A 20852-nucleotide genomic window follows, 5' to 3' on the forward strand; every position below is an offset into this window, starting at 1 on the left:
CCCCCGGCGGAGCCCGGTGATCCGTGCCGCGGCCATGAGAGCCCACCGCGCGACCACGTGATTCGCAGCGGGACCGCGTCTCGGCGGAGTCACGTGGCCCGGGACAGACCGTGTGGCTCGGGACGGGGTGGGGATCCCTGTCTCAGGGACGCTGGCCTAGAGTTTGATCTGTAGTGGTTTGCACTGCCCTGTGAGGCACAATCGCCTGCACCGGGCTGATTTCGGTGGCTCCGGGTATGAGCGGCGTGATCGTGGATGACGTACCCGGAAGAAGGCAGTCGCGCACATGGGCGTTGAGATCCCGGCGGCGGTGTTCGATCCCAAACGCCTGTCGGCGGTGTGGGCCACCGGCCTGCTCGACTCAGAACCCGAGCCGTCGTTCGACGACCTCGCCCGGCTGGCCGCGCGGGTGACCGGAACGCGGCGGGCGTTCGTGACCCTGGTCGACGACCGGCGGTCGTTCTGGAAGAGCGCGATCGGAATGGGCGAGCCGTCCATGTCCGAGCGGCAGAACGCGGTGGCCGACAGCCCCTGCCACATCCTGGTCGCCACGAACGAGCCGCTTCTCGTGGGCGACGCCGCCACCGACCCCCGCGTGCGCGACCTGCCGGCGGTGGAGCGGCTGGGGATCGGCGCGTGGGCCGGGTATCCCATCCACGGCCCGGACGGCGAGGTCCTGGGCGGGCTCTGCGTGGTGGACTCGGTGTCGCGCGCGTGGTCCGACGCCGACGCGCAGACGCTGGCCATCCTGGCGCGCGCCGTGTCGGGTGAGATCCGGCTCCGGGCCGCGCTGGCCGGTTCCGAGCGGCACGTGCTGGAGCTGCAGGCCGCGAACAAGGTGTCCGAGAGACTGGTCAGGACCCTCCAGGACAGCCTGCTGCCGCCGATGATGCCGACGGTTCCCGGCCTGCAGGCCGCCGCCACCTACATCCCGGCCACGGGCGAGGTGGACGTCACCGGTGACTTCTACGACCTGTTCCTGGCGAGCGGTTCGCGCTGGTGCGCGGTCCTGGGCGACGTGTGCGGGCACGGAGTGGAGGCCGCGCAGATCACCGCTCTGGCCCGGTACACGCTGCGGGCCGACGCGCCCCGCCACGTCTCGCCCAGCAGGGTGCTGGAGCAGCTGAACCGGGCTCTGCTGGCACAGCGGATCAGGGACGGGCGGTTCCTGACGGTGGTGTGCGCGATCTTCCGCCCGGACGGGGACGGTTTCACGGGAATGCTGTCCACGGCCGGGCACCCCTCCGCCCTGCTGCGACGGGCCGACGGAAGCGTGGAGTCCCTGAGAACGCCCGGCGTCGTGCTGGGCATCATGGAGGAGACGAGGCTCGGGAACATCCGTTTCGATCTGAGGCCCGGCGACACGCTGGTGCTGTACAGCGACGGCGTCACCGAGGCGCATCCGCCGAGACAGCAGGACCTGTTCGGCGACGAACGCCTGATCACCCTGCTGGCCGAGTGCCGGGATCTCGACGCCGGCGACATCGTGCGGCGGATCGGGGACGCCACGATCGCCCACAGCCGGGGACACATGACCGACGACATGGCCATCCTGGCACTTCGCGTTCCGGCTCCGTGACCGGACCCTTTTTTCGCCGGATGCCCGGCAGAATGTCGAGAACGCGGTCGCCTGCTTCTACCTGTGGGGGAGAGCGTCGACGAGGGCGCTCGAACATGAGGAGCGAAGACATGAAGTACATGATGTTGATGCAGTTCGGCGGGCAGACGCAGGACGAGGTGCCGCCGATCCACACCTGGCCCGTCGAGGACGTCCAGGCTCACATCCAGTTCATGCACGACACGAACAGGAAGCTCGTCGACGCCGGGGAGTTCGTGGACGCCCAGGGGCTGGCGGCTCCGGACCAGGCCAGGATCGTACGGGCCGGTGAGGGCGGTGCCGCCGTCGTCACGGACGGCCCGTTCCCCGAGACGAAGGAGTTCCTGGTCGGCTACTGGATCATCGACTGCGACAACCCGGAGCGGGCGGTCGATCTCGCCGCGCACGTCTCGGCGGCGCCCGGCCCCGGCGGCAGGCCGCTGAACATGCCGATCGAGCTGCGCCAGGTGATGTCGGCCCCGTCCGAGGAGCTGTGACCGCTGGATAGCCCGGCCGCCGACGACCTGCTGCGCCAGCTGGTGCCGCAGGTCGTCGGCGTGCTCACCCGGCGCTTCGGAGACTTCGCCGCCGCCGAGGACGCGGTCCAGGAGGCACTGATCGACGCCACGGCCCAGTGGCCGGAGGAGGGCGTCCCCGCCAACCCGCGCGGGTGGCTCATCCATGTCGCGTACCGCCGGATGACCGAGCAGCTCCGCAACGAGCAGGCGCGGCGCCGCCGGGAGGAGCTGGTGGCCACCCAGGCGCCCCCCGACCGGCGGACGGCGCCGCCGGCGGACGACGCGTACGAGGCGGACAGGGACGACACGCTCACCACGCTGTTCCTGTGCTGCCACCCCGCGCTCACCCCGGCGTCGGCGATCGCCCTCACCCTGCGGTCCGTGGGCGGCCTGACGACGGCCGAGATCGCCAGGGCCTTCCTGGTGCCCGAGCCGACCATGGCGCAGCGGATCAGCCGGGCCAAGCAGCGCATCAAGGCGTCCGGTGTCCCGTTCCGCATGCCGGCTCCCCCGGAACGGGCGCGACGGCTCGGCTCGGTGCTGCACGTGCTCTACCTCATCTTCAACGAGGGCTACGCCAGCAGCGCCGGCCCCGACCTGCAGCGCGTGGAGCTGGCCCGCGAGGCGATCCGGCTGGCCAGGATGGCCCACGGCCTGCTCCCCGACGACTGCGAGGTGGCCGGGCTCCTCGCGCTGATGCTGCTCACCGACGCCCGGCGCCCCGCCCGTACCGACGCGAACGGCACCCCGATCCCGCTGGCGGACCAGGACAGAAGCCTGTGGAACGGCGAGGCCGTCGCCGAGGGGGTCGCGCTCATCACCGGCACCCTGGCCAGGGGCGCGGTCGGCCCCTACCAGCTCCAGGCGGCGATAGCCGCGGTCCACGACGAGGCGGCGACGGCCGGGGAGACCGACTGGCCGCAGATCCTAGCGCTGTACGGCCTGCTGGAACGCATGTCCGACAACCCCATGGTCTCGCTCAACCGCGCCGTCGCCGCCGCCATGGCGCACGGCCCCGCGACCGGCCTCGACATGCTCGAGGCGCTCGCCGCCGACGGCCGGCTGGCGGGCCACCACCGCTTCTACACGGCCCGGGCCCACCTCCTGGAGATGGCCGGTGACCTGCGGGCGGCCGTCGACGACTACCGCGCGGCGGCGAGCCGCACGACGAGCGCTCCGGAGCACCACTACCTCACCACCCGTGCCGCCCGGCTCACCACGCCGGGCCGACCTGAGCGAGGATGACCGCCTTCCACCACCGCCGGATCGAAGACCTCCGCGACGCCCTCTCGCCCCTGCTCGACACGGCGGCCGCGTACGCTCGGGAGGGGCTTACCTGATCACGGTCGGCGACCTCGTCGCCGCCTTTCTCCCCGCTCCGATCATCCGGCCGGCGCCGCGGCCGGGGTCTGGGCCAGCAGCTCCCTCACCCGCGGCACGACCTCCTCTCCGTAGAGGCGGATCGTGTTCATCAGCTTCTCGTGCGCGAGCGTCCCGGAGCTGTACTTGAGTTCGAAGCGGTCGACGCCGAGCGCACCGACGGTTTTCGCGATCTTCGTGGCCACCGTCTCGGGCGATCCGACGTAGAGCGAGCCCTCGTCGGCCTCCGACTCGAAGCGGCCGCGGGTCGTGGGGCCCCAGCCGCGCTCGCGGCCGATGCGGTCGTGCATCGCTCGATAGTGCGGCCAGAGTTCGTCGCGGGCCTGGCGGTCGGTCTCGGCGATGTGACCCGGCGAGTGCACGCCGACCGGCAACCGCTGGAACTCGAACTGGTCGAGAGCGCGGTGGTAAAGGTCGACGTACGGCGCGAAACGCTCCGGCGAACCGCCGATGATCGCGAGCATGAGCGGCATCCGGTAACGCGCCGCGCGCACCACGGACTCGGGGCTGCCGCCGACGCCGATCCAGGTGCGCAGCCGGCCGGACTCCGTCTTCGGATACACGTGCTGGTCCTTCAGCCCGGGACGGAGGCGGCCCTGCCAGGTGACCGGTCCCTCCTCCAGGAGGTGGGAGATCAGGTCGAGTTTCTCCTCGAACAGCTCCTCGTACTGCGCCAGGTCGAAACCGAACAGCGGGAACGACTCCGTGAACGAGCCACGGCCGAGAATGATCTCCGCGCGGCCCTGGGACACCGCGTCCAGGGTGGCGAACCTCTCGAACACGCGCACCGGGTCGTCCGAGCTGAGCACGGTCACCGCGGTGCCGAGGCGGATGCGTTCGGTGCGGCCGGCGATCGTCGCCAGCACGATCTCCGGCGCCGAGACGGCGAAGTCGTCCCGGTGGTGCTCCCCGATCCCGATCGCGTCGATCCCCACGCTGTCGGCGAGCACGGCCTCCTCGACGACGTTACGGATCACCTGCGCGTACGACAGCCGGTTTCCGTCCGCGTCGACGGTGACGTCCCCGAACGTGTCGATCGCGAACTCCAGCGATGCGGACATCATCTCCCCCTCTTTCCAACGACTTCCCGACCGCTTCTCAACGGCGTCGGCAGTAGACGGAAACCATGGCGACGCGGTGAGAATTCCGGTCACCTCGGAGGCGTCCTTCAGGGCGCTGCCTCGGGAAAGGCCCGCTGTGCCGTACCGAAGGGATCGGTCGACGAGGTGGCGCCAGAGGGCTGCCCATGACGGGCCGTGGTCCGGAAGCCGCGCTAGGTGTGGCGGTCCTGCCGTACCGATTCAGGATTTTCCTCGTGCGGGGCACAGCCGTGCACGATGACCTGAACCATGCTCTGGACGACGTCTCTGCTGACGCTCCCCGGCGGCGCGGTGACCAGTGTGAACAGCGCACCCCCGTAGAGCGCGATCAGGACTGGCGCGGGCGCCCGCTGCTGATCACCGATGCGGTCCAGGCGCGGCAGGAGGTCGGAACGCCCGCCATCATCGACCGGGCGGAACTGCACCGGGCGCTGCGCGGCACGCCGCCCGGTGCGGACGAGGCACGCCGACAGATGCTGTCCCTGATGGCCGACCGGCACCCCCTCGTCACGGCACTGATCGAGGCCACCCCGCCCGCCGACGTCTACGTCGACCCGATCGCTCGCCTGGCCGAACCCCTGCCCTCGTTCACGGTCGGCAGGATCGCGCTCCTCGGCGACGCCGCGCACGCCATGCCACCCGACCTCGGCCAGGGCGCCGGCCAGGCCTTCGAGGACGCGGCCTCACTGACCCGCCACCTGGCCGGCGCGGAGCCGGCGGACGTCGCCCGGCGGCTCCTGCGCTACGACGCCGAGCGCAGGCCCATCGCCAACCGCATGATGCGGGCGGCGTCCCGGCAGTCGCGGCTGACCTCCCAGACCGGCGTCGCCGCGTGGCTTCGCGACACGTTGCTGCGCGCCGTACCGTCCCGGCTCGCCACCCGGCAGCTCGCCGCCCTCTGGCACGCCTAGTCGGTGGTCGCAGGCGATCGGCGATCGGGTGATGGGCCGGCCGGCGTGGCGGTCGTGCCGGACGGTGGCGGTCAGGGTCAGGACGCGCCGGGTGATGCGGGCGCCGATGCCGGTGGCGGTGCGGGCTCCGTGGAGTTCCGGACCGGGCCCGCCCGCTCAGCCGTACATCCCCTCCGCGTAGGAGGGGCCGTAGTAGCGCTCCAGCTCCTCGATCGGGTCCTCAGGCCGCTCCAGCGCCTGGGCGATGCGCGCCCGCGAGGGCAGGGTCTGCGGGTTCCAGCTCTCCGGGCGCCACAGCTCCGAGCGGAGGAACGCCTTGGCGCAGTGGTGGAAGACCTGCTCGATCTCGACCACGATCGCGAGCCGCGGCCGGTGCCCCTTCACCACCATCCGGTCGAAGAAGGGGGCCTCGCGCACCAGGCGCGCCCTGCCGTTGACGCGCAGGGTGTCACCGCGGCCGGGGACGAAGTAGATCAGGCCGACGTGCGGGTTGCGCAGGATGTTGTGGAACCCGTCCGCCCTGCGATTGCCCGGCCGTTCGGGGATCGCGATCGTCGAGTTGTCCAGGACCAGGGTGAACCCGGGCGGGTCGCCCTTGGGCGAGACGTCACAGGCGCCGTCGGTGTCCGAGGTCGCGACGAGACAGAACGGCGAGGCGGCCAGCCAGGCCCGGTCCAGCTCGTGCAGGGTCTTCCGCTCCTTGGCGATCGCGGCCGGTTTGGGGGTGCCGAGCAGCTCCCGCAACTCGTCGGCGGAGTCGATCGATTCCCAGCCCTCGGCCGCCATGTTTCTCCTTCATGCGGAAAGCACTATGCAGAAAGCACGGAAAGTCTATTTTGATGCCGTCCACGTTGGCGAGCGCCGCACCCGGTACGGCGGGCCTCGCGCGAGACCGCCATCGCGACCTCGGGCAGGGGCCGCGGCCGGTTGCGATCATCGACCGGGACCTTGCCTCGCCCGGTAAACGGCTCCACGATGTGGCCCGGCTGTGCCGGCGGCACGCCGGATGGCGGGAAAGGAGTGACCAGGCCGAGGTGGGCCCTCATGGCGGTCGGGGGTGCCGTCTGTCGACTCGACGCGTGCATGGCGGGGGCCACGGCGGGTATCCGTGACCACATGGCGTGCCGGATCAGCGAGTTGGTGCTCGACAGCCGTGAACCAGAGCGTCTTGCGGCGTTCTGGTGCGAGGTGCTCGGCTACGTGGTGCTCGATCGTGTCGACGGGAGCGTTGAGATCGGCCCGAAGGAGGGCTTCGGCGGCCTGCGGCCGACCATCGTGTTCAACCCGACCGATACCCCCAAGGCGGGTCGGCTTCCGCTGCACATCGATGTGAATCCAACCGATCGCGATCAGGCCGCCGAGCTCGACCGCCTGCTGAGCATCGGCGCCCGGCACGCCGATGTCGGGCAGACGGGCGAGGAGTCCTGGCACGTCCTGGCCGACCCGGAGGGCAACGAGTTCTGCTTGCTGCGCCGGCGCCTGAGCGGCTAGTTCCGTGGTCGGGATGTCCGTCAGGCCCGTGCGACGAGTCCCGTACACCGGACAGCACTACCAAGCCGTTCGGGGCTCGGGGCCGTACGACCTTGCTCCAACGACGACGCGCATACGACGCGAGCAACCGTAGAGCGCCGTTGACGACCATGAACAGCCGAGCGTGCGAGAAGAGCCCCTATACCGCGTTTCCGCTGGTGTGGGGTTGTCAGGCGAACTGGATGGTCAGAAGCTTGAAGATCCTTGAGTCACGTGAAGCAAGTACGCTGACCGCGATCGCCCGCGACGGTGAAGGAGCCGCCGATGACCGCCGACCCGACGATGGCCCGGATCGGCCAGGGGGTGGAACTGCATCACCACCGAGGTCAGCGTGAAGCCGCTCGCGACTTGTTCGCGCAGATCTGGGACGACATCGGCGGCGAGCAAGGCGACCCACTGCATGTTTGCGTCCTTGCCCATTCGATGGCCGACGTGCAGGATGACGTGCACCAGGAGCTGATGTGGGATCTGCGGGCGCTCGCCGCCGCCGATCTGGTCACCGACGAGCAGGTGGCGCAGGCCGGGGTGCCGCTTTCGGTGGCCGGCCTGTATCCGTCGTTACACCTCAACCTGAGCGACTGCTATCGCAAGCTGGGCGACCTCGGCCGCGCCCGCGAGCACCTCCAGCAGGCGCGAGCCGGGATCGGCGCACTGGGAGACGACGAGTACGGGCGGCTCATCAAGAGGGGCCTGGAGCAGCTGGCCGAACAGCTGGATGACGCCACCTGACCGCGTCCCGGCGAATTCTCCGCATCAGTCGTTGACCTTCTTCGCGGATGCTTCGAGCCGGGGTGCCCTCGGGTCGGGAGGCCCAGGGTTTCGGGCGTTTCCAGACTGTCGGCTGCCGCGCTGACATGCCTGGAGCCCCCCTGAATACCGGTGACGCAGGTACGCCCTACCTCACTTGCCTCAGGCCTCCCTGAGCCGGCGAACGGGCGGGAAGGAAGATCGTGATTCTCTCGGCTCGTCTCGAGGCCGGGAACTATCGTCGCGAGCATGGCCGAACACGATGTCCTCAGTACCACCCGCGAGGCTTACGACGCTGTTGCCCTCACCTATGCGCAGCTGTTCCGCGACACGCTGCGTGACAGTCCCCTGGACCGCGCGATCTTGGGTGCCTTCGCCGAGGTCGTACGTGCGGGTGGTGACGGTCAGGTCGCGGACCTGGGGTGTGGGCCTGGCCATGTCACCGCTCACCTGGACGAGCTGGGGCTGGCGGCGTTCGGCGTCGATGCCTCTCCTGCGATGATCGAGCTGGCTCGACAGGCCTATCCGGGCCTGCGGTTCGACGTGGGCTCGATGACCGCGTTGAACATCGCTGACGGCGTGCTGGGCGGCGTACTCTCACGGTGGTCCATCATCCACACTCCGCCGCAGGAAATCCCCGTCATCCTGGCGGAGTTCCATCGTGTGCTGGCACCTGGCGGACACCTTCTGGTCGGCTTCTCGGCAAGCGATGATCCGTCTCACCCGACGCAGGTCTTCGATCACACAGTCGCGCCGGCCTATCGGTGGTGGCCCGATCACCTCGCCACGATGCTGCGCGAGTCCGGGTTGTCCGAGGTGGCCCGGATGGTTCGCGAGCCTCAGCCCACCGACCGGCGGCAGTTCCAGGAGGTTCACCTGCTCGCCCGCAAAGCCTGGTCAGGGGCTGTCTGACCGAGCACATGACCGCGTCCAGCCTGCCGCACGAGGAGCCTCCAGGCGTCGACTCGTGATCAGAGCTCACCGCCCGTTCGAGCTCCGATTTGATCGAACGAGGGGACTCCGAGGAACACCCTCGACGACCCGCGCTCCTGGCGGGCATCGAACTGAGCGATCCTCCCTTCCGCCCCGGTGAGGCCGACCCGTGGCCCTTCGGCCTCACCGGACAGAAAGAGGTCGCCGGACAGAAAAAGGTCGCCAACAAGCGGATCGGTGACGCGCTGACCGCATGAGAAGCGCGCCGCACGATCAGGGTCCCGGCCACCACCGGACCCCTTCGGCGGCGGACACGTCCGTCGACGTTCGCGATCGTCCGCGCCCGTTGTCACGCGGCCGGCTACGGGATGCGGGAGATCGTCAACGCGATCCTCCACCGGGGCCGGACCGGCTGCCGGTGGGGATCCCGATCGCGGGCAGGATCGCCTGGTCGACTATCGCCGCGAGGTCCTCGTCGCTGGGCGGCGCCCCGGCGTCGATCAGACGCTTGGTGACGAGGGCCTCGCCGATGTCGGCCACGACCGGGGTGAGCAGCTCAGCCGGGAAGTGGCCCCGGTCGGCGTAGTGCCGCAGCACGGTGCGGGTGAACGTGCCGCCCCGGTTGGCGAAGACCCGCTCGAACAGGGCCTCGGACATCAGTGCGGCGCTTTTCGGATCGGTGAGGATCGCCGCGACAGCGCGGCCCGCCGGGCTGAGGGCCCAGTCCACCATGAGGCGCAGGGCGCGGATGAGGTCACCGCGCAGGTCGTCGGCCCCCGCCGTCGGCTCCTCGACCGGGTGCTGGTGGTAGAGCGCGTCGAGGAGCACCTCCAGCGGGTCCGACCAGCGGCGATACAGGGTCGTGCGGGGCGTGGCCGCGCGCCGGGCGATGCCGTCCATGGTCAGCCGCCCCGCACCGACCTCCACCACCTCTTCCAACACGGCGTCCTGGATGGCCTTCAGCAGTTCTTCTCCGCGCCGGCGCGTCCGGGCGTTGTGATCGCCCATCACCCCCCCTTGCTTAGCTGCACGACTGTAGCTTACTCTCAAACATTAGCTACACATCTGTATCTAATTTCAAGGGGACAACCATGTCCATCGCCCCACCGGCTCCCGTTCACGGGGCCACTCCGATCACCCGGCGCGCGCTCGCGCCCGATCTCGCGCGTGGGCTGATGCTGCTGCTCATCGCGTTGGCGCACGCGCACATGTACCTGTCAGGCCACGAGGCGGGCTTCCGCGGCTACGCGCTCGACGGCGGCCCCCTGGACCAACTGGTCGCCGGGACGCAGATCCTGCTGGTGGACGGACGTGCGCTGCCCATGTTCGCCGCCCTGTTCGGCTACGGCCTGGTGCAGCTCGCCAACCGGCAGCTCGCCACGGGCAGGAGCTGGCCACAAGTGCGCACGGTGCTGCGCCGGCGGAGCCTGTGGCTGCTGGCGTTCGGGTTCTGCCACGCGCTGCTGCTGTTCTTCGGTGACATCCTCGGAGCGTACGGGCTGGTCGGGCTCGTGCTCGTCGGGTTCATCCGGCGCGAGGACAGGGTCGTGCTACGGGCCGCCGTCGTAGGGCTGGTGCTGCACGTCGTGATCCTGTTCGGTTTCGGGCTGCTCACCGTCTCCGCGCCCAAGGGCGACACGCCCGCCGCCATGGCGGACCCGATCGAGGCGACCGTGATGCGGCTCGTCGGATGGTCCGCGATGACGCCCACCTACTTCGCCGCCAGCGTGGTGCCGGCCTTCCTGCTCGGGATCTGGGCGGCGAGGCGCCGCCTGCTGGAAGACCCCATCTCGCACCGGGACCTGCTCTCCCGGGTCGCCGTCCTGGGCACCGGGGCGGCCGTCGTCGGCGCAGTGCCGCTGATGCTGATCGACACCCGCGTCTGGACGCCATCTGACATGGTGGCCGTGTCTGCGTACGCACTGCACAGCGTGACCGGCATCGCCGGCGGGCTCGCGTACGCGGCCATCATCGGACTCGCCACCGGCCGGATGCGGCGCGGCCGTTCCGGCCCGGTCGTCAGGGCTCTGGCCGCGTGCGGTCAATGGTCGCTGACCTGCTACCTCCTCCAATCGGTGATCTTCGTAGCGGTGTTCGCACCGTACGTCGGAGGGCTCGGCACGCGTGTGGGCGACGCCGCGGCGTCCGGCATCGCCGTGGTGACCTGGCTGGCCACCGTGGTGCTCGCCGCGCTGCTGGCGCCCGGTGGGCGAAGAGGACCGGCCGAGGCCGCACTGCGGCGCCTCACCTACCCGCGCCGCTGACTCCCCCGTACGTCGGGGCACAGGGCCCGACGGGTCGCGACGGTCGGCCGGCGGACATCCCCCGATGCCAAAGGCCGCTTCCAACGCCCTGGAAGCGGCCTTCGACGGGGATGGGCGGCTCGTCGGCAAGGCGCTCAGGGCAGTCGTACCGCCTCGATCTCGGTCTCGGTCAGCAGCGCTTCGATTAGAACGGGCTGGTGTGGTGGCGGCTGGGTGTGAACGTCGTGGTGGCGGGGTGAAGATCATGGCGGTGGATCGTCTGTCAGCGGGCGACAATCAGCCGAACTGCCAGCCGAGCAGGTTCCAGTGCAGGCAGAACCAGACGAGGGCCAGCATTCCGGCCAGCAGGGTCACCTGGTGACCGCGGGCCAGGATGCCGATGGGCCGGTGTCTCCAGCCGATCACGGTGGTCGCGATCGCGGCGACGGTGAGGGCGAGGAACAGCGGGGGAAGAAGCAGCAGGACCCGGAGGGTCGCCGGCACGCCGTACAGAATGCTCGTCTCGCCGGTCAGCGTCAGCGCGAACATGACGACGAACACCAGCCCGACGGTGCCGGCCAGGCCGGCGAGGAGACGGCCGGCGCGCCAGGCGCGAGGCGTTCGAGCGGGACGTCTCCGCAGTCGCCGGAGCGCGGCGGCCGACGGCAGGCCGAGTACGGCCGTCAGGGCGGTGACGGCGAACACCGAGACGACGACGAGGTTGGCCGGAGGGGTGTCCCACCAGGGGATGAGTTCGTAGGCGGGCCCGTCGGTGGCCGCGTACGTGACGCCGGCGCCGTTCGTGACGAACACCAGCCGCTGGGAACCGCCGTCCTGCTGATAGAGCCCTGGCGCCAGCGGGCTCCACGTCATGCCCTTGAAGGCGAGTTTCCCGCCGTCCTCGACCCGCAGCCGGGAGGAGCCGGTGAGGGTGAGCACCTTCTCGATGGTCGACTCGACGGTGCGGGCCGGCTTGTAGAAGCCCGCCACGGGCGTGGCCGCCTTGCCGGGAGAGGCGGAGGGCGCGGCGCGGTCGCCGGGGAGGAAACGGTTGAAGAAAGCGGGTATGAGCTCGGTGACGGTATCGATGCCGCCCATGCCGTTGGTGGAGACGAACAGGCCGATATCGGCGTCGGGCACCAGCAGGAGCGCGCTCTGGAAGCCTTCCCAGCTGCCGTCGTGCATGATCACGCGATGCCCGTTGACGGTCTGCTCCTTGAACCCGTGGGCGTACCCGTCGATGCGGGGGTCGGCGGCGAAGGACCGCCGGTGCATGAGACGGGCGGTGGGCTCGTCGAGGACGGGCCCGTTCTCCAGATGGGCGATCATGAAGCGGGCCATGTCGTTCGCGGTGGCGCTGATCGATCCGTCGGGCGGGAGGTTGTCGAAGACGAAGGGCTTGCGCTGGTACATCCCGTCTTCGTAGTCATAGCTGCGTGCCTGGCCCGCGGCCAGGCGGGTGGGGACCGGCTCGGAGGCCGTGCTGTGCCGCATGCCGAGCGGGTCCAGGATGTGGTCCTGTACGTACCGGTCGTAGGGCTGCCCGCTCACCTGCGACACGATGTGTCCGGCCAGCGCCGCGCCATAGTTCGAATAGGCCGACACCTCTCCGGGCGGGCGTATCCGCGCCGGCATGTGCTCGGCGAGATACGTGCCCAGGGGCGGCACGTCTGCCTTGCGCCGCGCGCCCACGCCGATGGTGCGGTCCTCGAACCCGGCGGTGTGGTTCATCAGCTGCGCCAGCGTGATCGGCTGGGGGTACGTCGCGGGGACGCGGAATGTGGTGAGGTAGCGGTTCACGTCCGCGTGCAGGTCGAGCCTGCCCCGCTGCACCTGTTGCAGCACCGCGGTCCAGGTGAACAGTTTGGTGATCGAGGCGATCCGCACCAACGAGGTGCCGGAGTCGAACGGCGTCCCGTTCTCGCGGTCGGCCAGGCCGTACCCCTTGCTGAAGAGGGTTTTCCCGGCGCCCACCACTGAGACCACCGCGCCCGGCACGTGGTTGGCCTCCAGTCCTCTCGGCATGGCGGCGTCGAAGAAGTCCGCCAGTTGACGGGTGTCCGGAACGCGCGCCGAGGCCGCCGCCGCCGCGGCAGGCGGCCAGGCGGCCACCAGCGACAGCGCGGCGATGAGCAGCAGGCGTGGAAGGGCGACTGGCCACACGGCGTGACTCCTGACGTTGTCGGGAGTCATCAACGGTGCCGCCGGCGAGGGCGTGGCCGCATCGCCGGCGCGGCCATGGTCGCATCACACTTAAGTGGGAGATTTCCGGACGGACGGCATCGACGTTCGTAGGAGGTGACGCGCCGCCGCCCTGGCTACGCTGGGCCGATGGTGACGTACCGGAACGCGCTGCGGCGGGTCGTCACACTCGGCCCGCACGCGATCAGCGCGGCCTCCGTGGCGTTCTGCCTGGTCCTGGCCATCCTGGCGGTCAGGGTGCCGTGGGCGCCGCTGCCGCGCGTGGTCATCGCGTCCGCCGGGCTGGTCGCCACGGGTGCCGTGTGGTTCCGCGATCGGTGGCCGATCGCGGTCACCGCCATCGGGGCGGGTGCGTACGCGCTGTCGGGCAACCCCGGGCCGCTGCTGATCGGCCTGTTCTCCGGTGCGGGGGCGCGGCTGGGCCCGCGGTTCGCGGCGCTGGCGGCGATCGGCGTGGCGGGATTCCTGGCACAGCAGTGGGTCGGCGACGGCAGGTTCAGCACGGACGCGCTGCTCTCCGCGATGGCCGCCACCGCCGCCGTGCTGGTGGCCGGCGGGTACACCGCCACCCGCCGCGAGCTCACCAGATCACTGCGGGAACGCGCGGAGCGCGCCGAGACCGAACGGCACCTGCGCGACGAACAGGCGAAGGCCGCCGAACGCGGCCGGATCGCACGGGAGATGCACGACGTGCTCGCGCACAAGGTCACCCTCATCTCGCTGCACGCCGGCGGGCTGGAGGTCAACCCCGGCGCGGAATCGGCACGGATCGAGCGGGAGGCGGCGCTGATCCGGGTCACCGCGCAGGAGGCCCTCGAAGAGCTACGGAAGATCGTGGGCGTGTTGCGGGCCGGACATGACGACGGGTTTCCCGACCTGCGGCGATTGGTGGAGTCCTGGACGTCGGCCGGCAACGCCGTCACGCTGCACGGCGACCTCGGCACGTTGCCGGTGGCGACCGCCCGGGCCGCCTATCGGCTCGTACAGGAAGGGCTGACCAACGCGCACAAGCACGCCGCCGGAGCACCCGTCACCGTCTCCGTGACCGGGAGCCCGCAGGACGGCGTCACGATCACGGTCACCAACGAGCGATCGCTCCGGCCCGCCGCGCGCCCTTCCGGCGCCGGGGCCGGTCTCGTGGGCCTGGCAGAACGTTTCCGGCTGATCGGCGGAACGGTACACGGCGCGCCCGGCGATGCGGGAGGCTGGCGTCTCGAGGGCCGGTTGCCGTGGGACGCGTCCGCGAGGGACACACATGATCAGGACGCTGCTGGTGGATGACGAATCGCTGATCCGCGCCGGGCTGCGGTTCATCCTCGAATCCGCGCCCGACGTGGAGGTCGCGGGGGAGGCCGCGGACGGGGACGAGGCGGTCGACGCCGTGCACCGCCTGGGGCCGGACGTCGTCCTGATGGACATCAGGATGCCGCGGACCGACGGCCTCGCCGCCACCGAGGCCATCCGCCGGCTCGCCCGTGCGCCCGCGGTCGTGATCCTCACCACGTTCGACAGCGACGAGCACGTCTTCACCGCCCTGGAGGCCGGGGCCTGCGGATTCCTTCTCAAGGACACCTCGCCGCACGATCTGATCCGTGCCGTACGCCTCGCGCACAGCGGTGACGCGATGCTGTCCCCGCAGGTGACCCGGCGGCTGATCCACCGGGTCACCACCGACGTGCCCATCCGGCGTCGCCGCGACGCGCTCGCCCGGCTGGAAACCCTCACCGGCCGCGAGCGGGAGGTGCTCACCGAGGTGGGGCTCGGCCGCTCCAACACCGAGATCGCGGCCAGCCTGCACATGAGCGAGGCAACCGTCAAAAGCCACGTATCCCACCTGTTCGACAAGCTCGCCGTCACCAACCGGGTACAGGTGGCCATCGCCGCCTACCGCGCCGGCCTGGTGGACTGAGCATTTCCGTACGTGGACGCGGGTACCCGGCATTCCCCGTACCGCCGTGGCAGCAGAGCCGTCCCGGACTCCGTCCCCCACCACCGAGCCGGCTGAAGAGCCCCCTCGGCAGTCGCCAATCCGACGATCAGCGCCCGTCCCCTCCACGGAGAGTCGAAGGGCGAGCTGAACACCAAGATCCCCGCTCAGGAGACCGCCCATGCCCTGACCACGATGTGGCGAATGGTCATTCCCGTCGCCTTCGTCGTCGTCGCGCCCGCCGTGATTCTTCTCCTCGGGCCCAATGCGGGCCTGCCTCCGAAATGGATCGCCGGCCTTACTACGGGCAGAGGTAGGAGTGTCTCCTTCCCTGGTGGCAGGCGGGGATCATGCGTGTCGATCGTCTGTCAGCGGGTGTGCTCGGTGGTGGTCGGCACCATCGGAACGGTGGTGCGACATAGGGTGTCTGGCATGAACGAGGGTCGGCCGGGGCGATTGATTTTGCTGTGCGGGCTGCCTGGGGCAGGCAAGACATCTCTGGCGAAGCGACTGGCTGACCAGATTCCGGCCGTTCGCCTATGCCCTGACGATTGGTTGGCCCGTTTGGGAATCGACCTCCACGAGGCAGAGCCACGTGATCGGCTGGAAGGGCTGTTCCGGCAGCAATCAGAAGACCTCGTCCGGCTCGGAGTGAGTGTGATCCTGGAGTTCGGTTTCTGGGCTCGTGCCGAACGCGACGAGATGCGACTTCGTGCTCGCGCCCTCGGAGCCGCAGTCGAGTTGCACTACCTGCCGGTCCCCACTGACGAGTTATGGCGCCGACTGGAGGCCCGCAACAGGCAGGAGTCGCCGGGCGTAGCGGTTATCAGCCGGAGCATGATCGAGCAGTGGGCCGAGATCTTTGAGGCTCCCGATCGTAGCGAGCTCATCCTCTTCGATCACCCCTAGAAGCAGAAAGACGGGATAGCGCGCTCCTGCGCCTTTGGTGCCTCCGGCGGAGGCACTTCGGCTCCGGGATGATCGACGTCGCACCACGAAGGCCGTAGACGGTTGAGGTGGAAGCCGGATCTCACGGGAAACGGCGGGGAATCACGGGGAGTCGTAGATCAGAAACGAAGAAGCCCCCGCACCGCGTTTCCGCTGGTGAGAGGGCTTTTTCTGCTGGTGTGGCAGGTGCAGGACTTGAACCTGCGTAGGCTGAGCCGACGGTTTTACAGGACGTGACCGTTCTTCGAGTGACATGGCCGCTGACCTGGTTCGCAGCACGCTCACAGACCCCCTGCCACCATAATCATTGCACGCATATTGCACAGCCACAGTTTGGCCGAGGAGCCCACGACTCCCCCGGGAACCTGCGGACTACAAATGGCGGGCTTCCTACGCGGCGCGTGGTGCCGTGACCTGAAGTTTCGCGCCGCATCGGGTGTGACGTACCGAAACCATTCCGCCCATGTTCTGGATCTTCATGAGCCAAGGGCGTCAGCGGTAGGGATGGAGGTGGTCGGTGGATCCGATCAGAGCCGGATGAGCGAAACGGGCGGGAGACAGGTGGACGCCCGTGGCGCGTTCGGCAAGGGCCAGAGCGCTGGAGACGGGGTCGTCGGGGAAGTCGAGCTGGTCGCTGTTGATGTCCATGCCGAGGTCTTCGGCATCCGCCTGGAGCCGGTCAGGGTCGTCCCCCTCCCGGAAACGGTAGGAGTACAGACTGAACGTGGTGATCAAGCGGCCGTCGACAGAGTGGGTGAAGTCCCGGTTGTTGATGGTCGCCCGCACTGCGGCCGCGGCTGTGCCCTCCGACAGTTCCCTACCGCAGCCATAGATGATGCCGCCCCAGCCGTATTCGATCAGAGCGGTTCCGCCATCGGCCGCATAGGCCGCGACACCGAATCCGGATTCCCCCAGAGGCCCCGGGATGACGCCAATGCGTTGTAGGGCCTGCTCGGGGGACAGATCCCGGACGAAGCCGGCGAAGAGCCATATCTCTCCGAGGCCGTCACTGAACTCCTGGCAGAGCCACTTGTAGGCTGCCGCCGTAGCGCTGCTCATTCTCATGCCTTCCCACGAGAGCGATGGACACGAAGATCGTGGCAGCGAGGTCCGACAAACTCACGTGTTCGGTCCGTACGCCGTCAGCTTGGGAATCATCTGCTGACCTTGCTGTCCTGAGCTGGGAAAACGGGGGTGCAGGTCAGGAGTGGTCGAGTCCCCGTGGTTCCCCGTGAGTGACCGTGGTTCCCCGCCTGTTCTGGCACGGATCTGGCACGCGATCATGATGGCTCGATCTACGCGAGGTGCGGTAGCTCGCATCAGCGGGCAGCATGGCGGGGTGTCGGATTTGGTGTGGGATGAGGTTAAGAGTTTCTTCGATCCTGGCCTGATGGGGACGCTGCCGGATGTTTGGGTTACGGACACCTCGGTTGAGGACTGGCAGATGGTCCTCGATTTGATCGAAGTCCATGGTTGGAGAAGCGAGTATCGCGAAGGCGACGTCGTCATGCCGTTGCCCCGTGCCGAGCAGGTGCTATCCCGACCTGTGGATGCCGAGTGCGCGGAGCTTCGCGTTTGGCCGGCGCCTGATGTACTGGCGATCTTCCGGTTCATGGCGGATGACGCGATCGACTTCGACGTCGACCTGCGGGAGCTTCAGGGGCAGGAGCGGCTGGACATCCTGTGTGAGTTCATCACGGTGATCGGGCGGCGGCTGGGCAAGCCGGTGATGATGTCGCCGGAGGGGGACTGGGATCCGGGCAACCCGGTACTCGGGTTTGATGTCGAGACCGATCGAGTGGTGCTGTTGGCGCGGCCTTGGGCCGACTGACCTTGTCACGAACGGAGGACTGGAAAATGGAGCGGGTGACGGGAATCGAACCCGCGCTGTCAGCTTGGGAATTGTAAGGATCTTGGCTTGTAGGGGCGTTGACCTGGGTCTGCGGTCGGTCATGAGTGACCGTAGTTGCCCCCTCGTTACCGCCCTTAATGGCACGCTAATGGCACGACGATCAGCCCGCGACCTGGTGTTTCTCGCGCGACGCGCACACGCCGGCCGCCTGATCATCCCGTCTGTCGTCGACCCGCCCGAAGGGGAAGCGGGCCAGGGCCACGGGGTCAAGGTGGAGCGCCCCACCGGACGAACGACCTTGACCCCGTGGCCCTGGTCTGCTCGGCTTGTCCCGGGTCGATGGCGGGCGGGATGATCAGGCTTCCACCTCCGCCACCTACGGCCCAGACAGCGGACGCGGTGATGATCCCGGAGTCGGAGCGCCCCCGCCGGAGGCATGGGTTTGAGGGTCACCGGCGCTATGTCCGGTCAGCTGCGTTCAGTCCTCATTCCAGTTGTCGAGGATGATGACGGGTGCCTCTTCTACATCCAGCCATTCGCTTTCAAGGCGCATGCCGGTGGACGCCTCGATGAAGGCGAATGCCGCGCTGAGCTTGCCGCGGTAGTCCTCCTGGTCGAGGCTGTCGAGCATGGGCAGGAAATCGGCCAGGATGTTGGGGTCGCCCTCCTGGATGCGGTGCTCGGCGAAGATGAAGTAGCCCATCCGTGCCTTGATCTGGCCGTCGGCCGCCTTGAGGATCGTGTATCCCCCGTTGGTGTGCCAGGTCGTCATCCAGACCCGTGACGTCTTGCTGAGTTCGACGAGGATGTGATCGGGTGTGGCATAGCCGTAGCTGAACTCCAGGAAGCCGTAGGTTCCTTCGCCCCCGAAGGCGAAGAGCACCGGCAGATCCTCCCTCCAGGCCTCCTCCGTGGGATATTCCATGATGCGTTGCTGGGGGTCCCGGCCTCCGTTCAGCCGTCGCAGGAGGCCTTCCGCACTGATCTCTTCGTCGAGGGGTTGCACCACAGTCCAGCAGAGCGCGCCCTCTAACCACTGGTGCCGGTCGAACAGATTGCGGTAATGATCGATCACGGTGCTGATTGTCGCGGAAGACACCAGGATGCGGCGCGGCAACCGCGGCCGGTGCGTTCGATTGGTACGGCGGGGGCGGCGTGCGGTGCCCGGCCCGGTGTCCCGCCGCAGTCCGGGACCGGCCCCCAGGCCGCACGCCCGGACGGCGGGCGGGCGCAGGGCCGGGAGTACGGCGGCGCGCCGCGCCGTCGCCTTGATCCATACAAGATTAATTCGACAATGCTCCGCGGCAGCGCGATGGCTCTGTGCTCATGCCCGTGTACGTCGGGGATGTTGGCCTGCAACTTCGCTGTGTGGCTACCAACGAAGAGCGGTCGCGGTGGATCGTGCACGGGGAACGGCTCATCTATGACAACCGGTGGATCCGGTTGGGGCTCGTTGACGTGGCGATCCCGGACGGGGAGCGGTTCGAGCATCACGCGGTGCATCTGGATCGGGCGGCGATCGCCGTGGTGGTCGATGAGCAGAACAGGGTGCTGATGATGTGGCGGCATCGGTTCCTGTTCGACCGGTGGGGCTGGGAGCTGCCCGGCGGCCTGGTCGAAGCCGGTGAGGACGCGATCACGACGGCTGCTCGTGAGGTGGAGGAGGAGACGGGGTACCGGCCCAAGGAGATTGAGCCTTTGATCACCTACCAGCCGATGGCGGGCATGGTCGACTCCGAGCACAGTCTGTTCCTGGTGCGGGGTGCCGATCTGGTCGGGAGTCCGACCGGGGAGATCGAGGCGGATCTCATCGAGTGGGTGCCGATGGCGGAGATCCCGGCGATGATCGCCCGCGGGGACATCTGGACGTCGGGGACGTTGATCGGTCTGTTCGCGGCGCGGGATCGGCTCAGCGCAACGAGCGGCTGACGGCTCGGGCGAGTTCTTCGACGCGTCAGCGTTGCCGGCTGGATCCGGTCATTGTGGCGAGGTGCTGGGCGCGTTGGATGTGGGGTTGGGCGGCGTCGGGCTCTCCTCGGGCGAGGAGGGCGTGGCCCAGGTCGCAGCGGACGCCGGATTCGGCGCGGTTGTAGGTGCCGTCCATCCCGGCCAGTGCTGAGCGCAGGTCCTCGACGGTTCCCGGATCGCCGAAGCGCACGAGGCAACTCCCCCGCCAGCGGGCCAGGTGGTGGGCGTTGACCGACAGGTAAGGCATGTCGGGGTCGGTGTCACCATCGGGCAGGAATGCGGCGGCCTGTTCCAAGGCGGTACGGCAGGTCGTCTCGTCGCCAAGGATCGCGGCGCCTTCAGCTTCGGCCGCGGACATCCAGGTGCGTAGCCGGGCGGGGATGCGGTCGCGGTAGGTGGCGTGGATGTACTGGAGGAGTTCGGTGCCTTCGGCTGGGCGGCCGAGTTCCATCAGGACGTATGCCTGTTCGCCGGAGACGTAGGCGATGAGGGCGGGGTCGTCGGCTTCGCGGGCGGCGGCTTTGGCGTGCTCGTAGTGGTTCCAGGCGTCGTTGAGCGCTCCGGTGTGAATTGCCTGCCATCCGGCCAGTGAGGCGGTCTCGGCCAGGACGTGGGCGAGCTGGGCGCGGATGCCGGGGCGTACGGCGTGGCGGTGGGCGTGTTCAACGTGGGAGATCTGGGCGCGCATCTTGTCGGCGATGGCGATGCCGCCGAGTCGGCGGTCCATGAGGCGCAGGTTGTTGGTGTCGGTGGTGAGGATCATGACCATGGTGGGGTCGATGGCGGCGGCTGCTTCGATCCGGGCTGTCAGTTCCTCGCTCTGCTCCTGGTGGTGGTCGCCGTAGTTGCCAGTTGGTGATGCGGTGTCGAGGGGTGCCAGGCCGAAGAGCATGCGGGCGTGGTCGGGTAGGCCGAGACCGGGCCCTCACCCCGATGTGTGGACACCTTGAGTGCCGGATGATGGAAATCCGGAGACAAGGAGTTCCACGTGGCGAT

At 69.0% G+C, this 20852-nt stretch carries 20 protein-coding genes; 13 read left to right on the forward strand and 7 right to left on the reverse strand.

What is annotated here, in order from left to right:
* Window positions 1-286 precede the first annotated feature (286 nt).
* From ACTOQ1_RS25525 to ACTOQ1_RS25535, 3 genes are all read left to right on the forward strand, one after another.
* Window positions 287-1579, forward strand: a complete 1293-nt coding sequence (locus ACTOQ1_RS25525; protein WP_440070546.1) for a PP2C family protein-serine/threonine phosphatase — start codon at window positions 287-289, stop codon at window positions 1577-1579.
* Between the two features lie 110 nt (window positions 1580-1689).
* A complete protein-coding gene (locus ACTOQ1_RS25530; RefSeq protein WP_440070547.1) occupies window positions 1690-2094 on the forward strand; it encodes a YciI family protein in 405 nt (134 codons plus the stop codon).
* A gap of 27 nt (window positions 2095-2121) precedes the next feature.
* Entirely contained in the window at window positions 2122-3360 is a 1239-nt protein-coding gene (locus ACTOQ1_RS25535) for an RNA polymerase sigma factor (RefSeq protein ID WP_440070568.1), read from the forward strand.
* A gap of 137 nt (window positions 3361-3497) precedes the next feature.
* Here the strand turns inward: ACTOQ1_RS25535 and ACTOQ1_RS25540 are convergent, their stop codons facing one another.
* Entirely contained in the window at window positions 3498-4559 is a 1062-nt protein-coding gene (locus ACTOQ1_RS25540) for an LLM class flavin-dependent oxidoreductase (RefSeq protein ID WP_440070548.1), read from the reverse strand.
* Between the two features lie 251 nt (window positions 4560-4810).
* Between ACTOQ1_RS25540 and ACTOQ1_RS25545 the strand changes: the two genes are divergently transcribed.
* The gene (locus ACTOQ1_RS25545; RefSeq protein WP_440070549.1) at window positions 4811-5506 is read left to right on the forward strand and encodes an FAD-dependent oxidoreductase; all 696 of its coding nucleotides are present in this window, start codon (window positions 4811-4813) and stop codon (window positions 5504-5506) included.
* A gap of 156 nt (window positions 5507-5662) precedes the next feature.
* Here the strand turns inward: ACTOQ1_RS25545 and ACTOQ1_RS25550 are convergent, their stop codons facing one another.
* Window positions 5663-6292 carry a pyridoxamine 5'-phosphate oxidase family protein gene (locus ACTOQ1_RS25550; RefSeq protein WP_440070550.1) on the reverse strand — a complete coding sequence of 210 codons (630 nt, stop codon included), beginning with the start codon at window positions 6290-6292 and terminating at the stop codon, window positions 5663-5665.
* 330 nt (window positions 6293-6622) lie between these two features.
* On the opposite strand from ACTOQ1_RS25550, the gene ACTOQ1_RS25555 reads away from it, so the two are divergent.
* From ACTOQ1_RS25555 to ACTOQ1_RS25565, 3 genes are all read left to right on the forward strand, one after another.
* The gene (locus tag ACTOQ1_RS25555; RefSeq protein ID WP_440070569.1) at window positions 6623-6997 is read left to right on the forward strand and encodes a VOC family protein; all 375 of its coding nucleotides are present in this window, start codon (window positions 6623-6625) and stop codon (window positions 6995-6997) included.
* Between the two features lie 303 nt (window positions 6998-7300).
* The gene (locus ACTOQ1_RS25560; RefSeq protein ID WP_440070551.1) at window positions 7301-7765 is read left to right on the forward strand and encodes a hypothetical protein; all 465 of its coding nucleotides are present in this window, start codon (window positions 7301-7303) and stop codon (window positions 7763-7765) included.
* Window positions 7766-8032: 267 nt separating this feature from the next.
* Window positions 8033-8695, forward strand: coding sequence for a class I SAM-dependent methyltransferase (locus ACTOQ1_RS25565; RefSeq protein ID WP_440070552.1), 663 nt, complete (start codon window positions 8033-8035; stop codon window positions 8693-8695).
* A 402-nt stretch (window positions 8696-9097) separates the two neighbouring features.
* Here ACTOQ1_RS25565 and ACTOQ1_RS25570 read toward each other — a convergent pair whose 3' ends face one another.
* The gene (locus ACTOQ1_RS25570; protein ID WP_440070553.1) at window positions 9098-9724 is read right to left on the reverse strand and encodes a TetR/AcrR family transcriptional regulator; all 627 of its coding nucleotides are present in this window, start codon (window positions 9722-9724) and stop codon (window positions 9098-9100) included.
* Window positions 9725-9807: 83 nt separating this feature from the next.
* Here ACTOQ1_RS25570 and ACTOQ1_RS25575 point away from each other — a divergent pair, with 83 nt between their 5' ends.
* Window positions 9808-10980: a DUF418 domain-containing protein gene (locus ACTOQ1_RS25575; RefSeq protein ID WP_440070554.1), complete on the forward strand. Its 1173-nt coding sequence runs from the start codon at window positions 9808-9810 to the stop codon at window positions 10978-10980.
* Window positions 10981-11256: 276 nt separating this feature from the next.
* Here the strand turns inward: ACTOQ1_RS25575 and ACTOQ1_RS25580 are convergent, their stop codons facing one another.
* Window positions 11257-13122 (reverse strand): serine hydrolase domain-containing protein, encoded by a 1866-nt coding sequence (locus tag ACTOQ1_RS25580; protein ID WP_440070555.1) that lies wholly within the window; start codon window positions 13120-13122, stop codon window positions 11257-11259.
* A 168-nt stretch (window positions 13123-13290) separates the two neighbouring features.
* Between ACTOQ1_RS25580 and ACTOQ1_RS25585 the strand changes: the two genes are divergently transcribed.
* The 3 genes from ACTOQ1_RS25585 to ACTOQ1_RS25595 all read left to right on the forward strand — a co-directional run bounded on the left by ACTOQ1_RS25585 (window position 13291) and on the right by ACTOQ1_RS25595 (window position 15997).
* Window positions 13291-14442 carry a sensor histidine kinase gene (locus tag ACTOQ1_RS25585; protein WP_440070556.1) on the forward strand — a complete coding sequence of 384 codons (1152 nt, stop codon included), beginning with the start codon at window positions 13291-13293 and terminating at the stop codon, window positions 14440-14442.
* Window positions 14417-15070, forward strand: coding sequence for a response regulator transcription factor (locus tag ACTOQ1_RS25590; RefSeq protein WP_440070557.1), 654 nt, complete (start codon window positions 14417-14419; stop codon window positions 15068-15070). The genes ACTOQ1_RS25585 and ACTOQ1_RS25590 overlap by 26 nt, the downstream gene beginning before the upstream one ends.
* A 372-nt stretch (window positions 15071-15442) precedes the next feature.
* Window positions 15443-15997, forward strand: a complete 555-nt coding sequence (locus tag ACTOQ1_RS25595; protein WP_440070558.1) for an AAA family ATPase — start codon at window positions 15443-15445, stop codon at window positions 15995-15997.
* Window positions 15998-16528: 531 nt separating this feature from the next.
* On the opposite strand, the gene ACTOQ1_RS25600 is transcribed toward ACTOQ1_RS25595, so the two are convergent.
* Window positions 16529-17095: a DUF6461 domain-containing protein gene (locus ACTOQ1_RS25600; RefSeq protein ID WP_440070559.1), complete on the reverse strand. Its 567-nt coding sequence runs from the start codon at window positions 17093-17095 to the stop codon at window positions 16529-16531.
* A 280-nt stretch (window positions 17096-17375) separates the two neighbouring features.
* Here ACTOQ1_RS25600 and ACTOQ1_RS25605 point away from each other — a divergent pair, with 280 nt between their 5' ends.
* On the forward strand, window positions 17376-17867 hold the full coding sequence (locus ACTOQ1_RS25605; protein WP_440070560.1) for a hypothetical protein: 492 nt from the start codon (window positions 17376-17378) through the stop codon (window positions 17865-17867).
* Window positions 17868-18366: 499 nt separating this feature from the next.
* Here ACTOQ1_RS25605 and ACTOQ1_RS25610 read toward each other — a convergent pair whose 3' ends face one another.
* Window positions 18367-18963, reverse strand: a complete 597-nt coding sequence (locus tag ACTOQ1_RS25610) for a hypothetical protein (protein WP_440070561.1) — start codon at window positions 18961-18963, stop codon at window positions 18367-18369.
* 293 nt (window positions 18964-19256) lie between these two features.
* Between ACTOQ1_RS25610 and ACTOQ1_RS25615 the strand changes: the two genes are divergently transcribed.
* Window positions 19257-19817 (forward strand): NUDIX hydrolase, encoded by a 561-nt coding sequence (locus tag ACTOQ1_RS25615; protein ID WP_440070562.1) that lies wholly within the window; start codon window positions 19257-19259, stop codon window positions 19815-19817.
* A gap of 25 nt (window positions 19818-19842) precedes the next feature.
* Here the strand turns inward: ACTOQ1_RS25615 and ACTOQ1_RS25620 are convergent, their stop codons facing one another.
* Complete coding sequence (locus tag ACTOQ1_RS25620) at window positions 19843-20748, reverse strand: XRE family transcriptional regulator (protein ID WP_440070563.1); 906 nt, start codon at window positions 20746-20748, stop codon at window positions 19843-19845.
* Between the last annotated feature and the right edge of the window lie 104 nt (window positions 20749-20852).

Origin of the sequence: Streptosporangium sp. OZ121 (assembly GCF_051918885.1) — a bacterium.
GTDB lineage: Bacteria > Actinomycetota > Actinomycetes > Streptosporangiales > Streptosporangiaceae > Streptosporangium.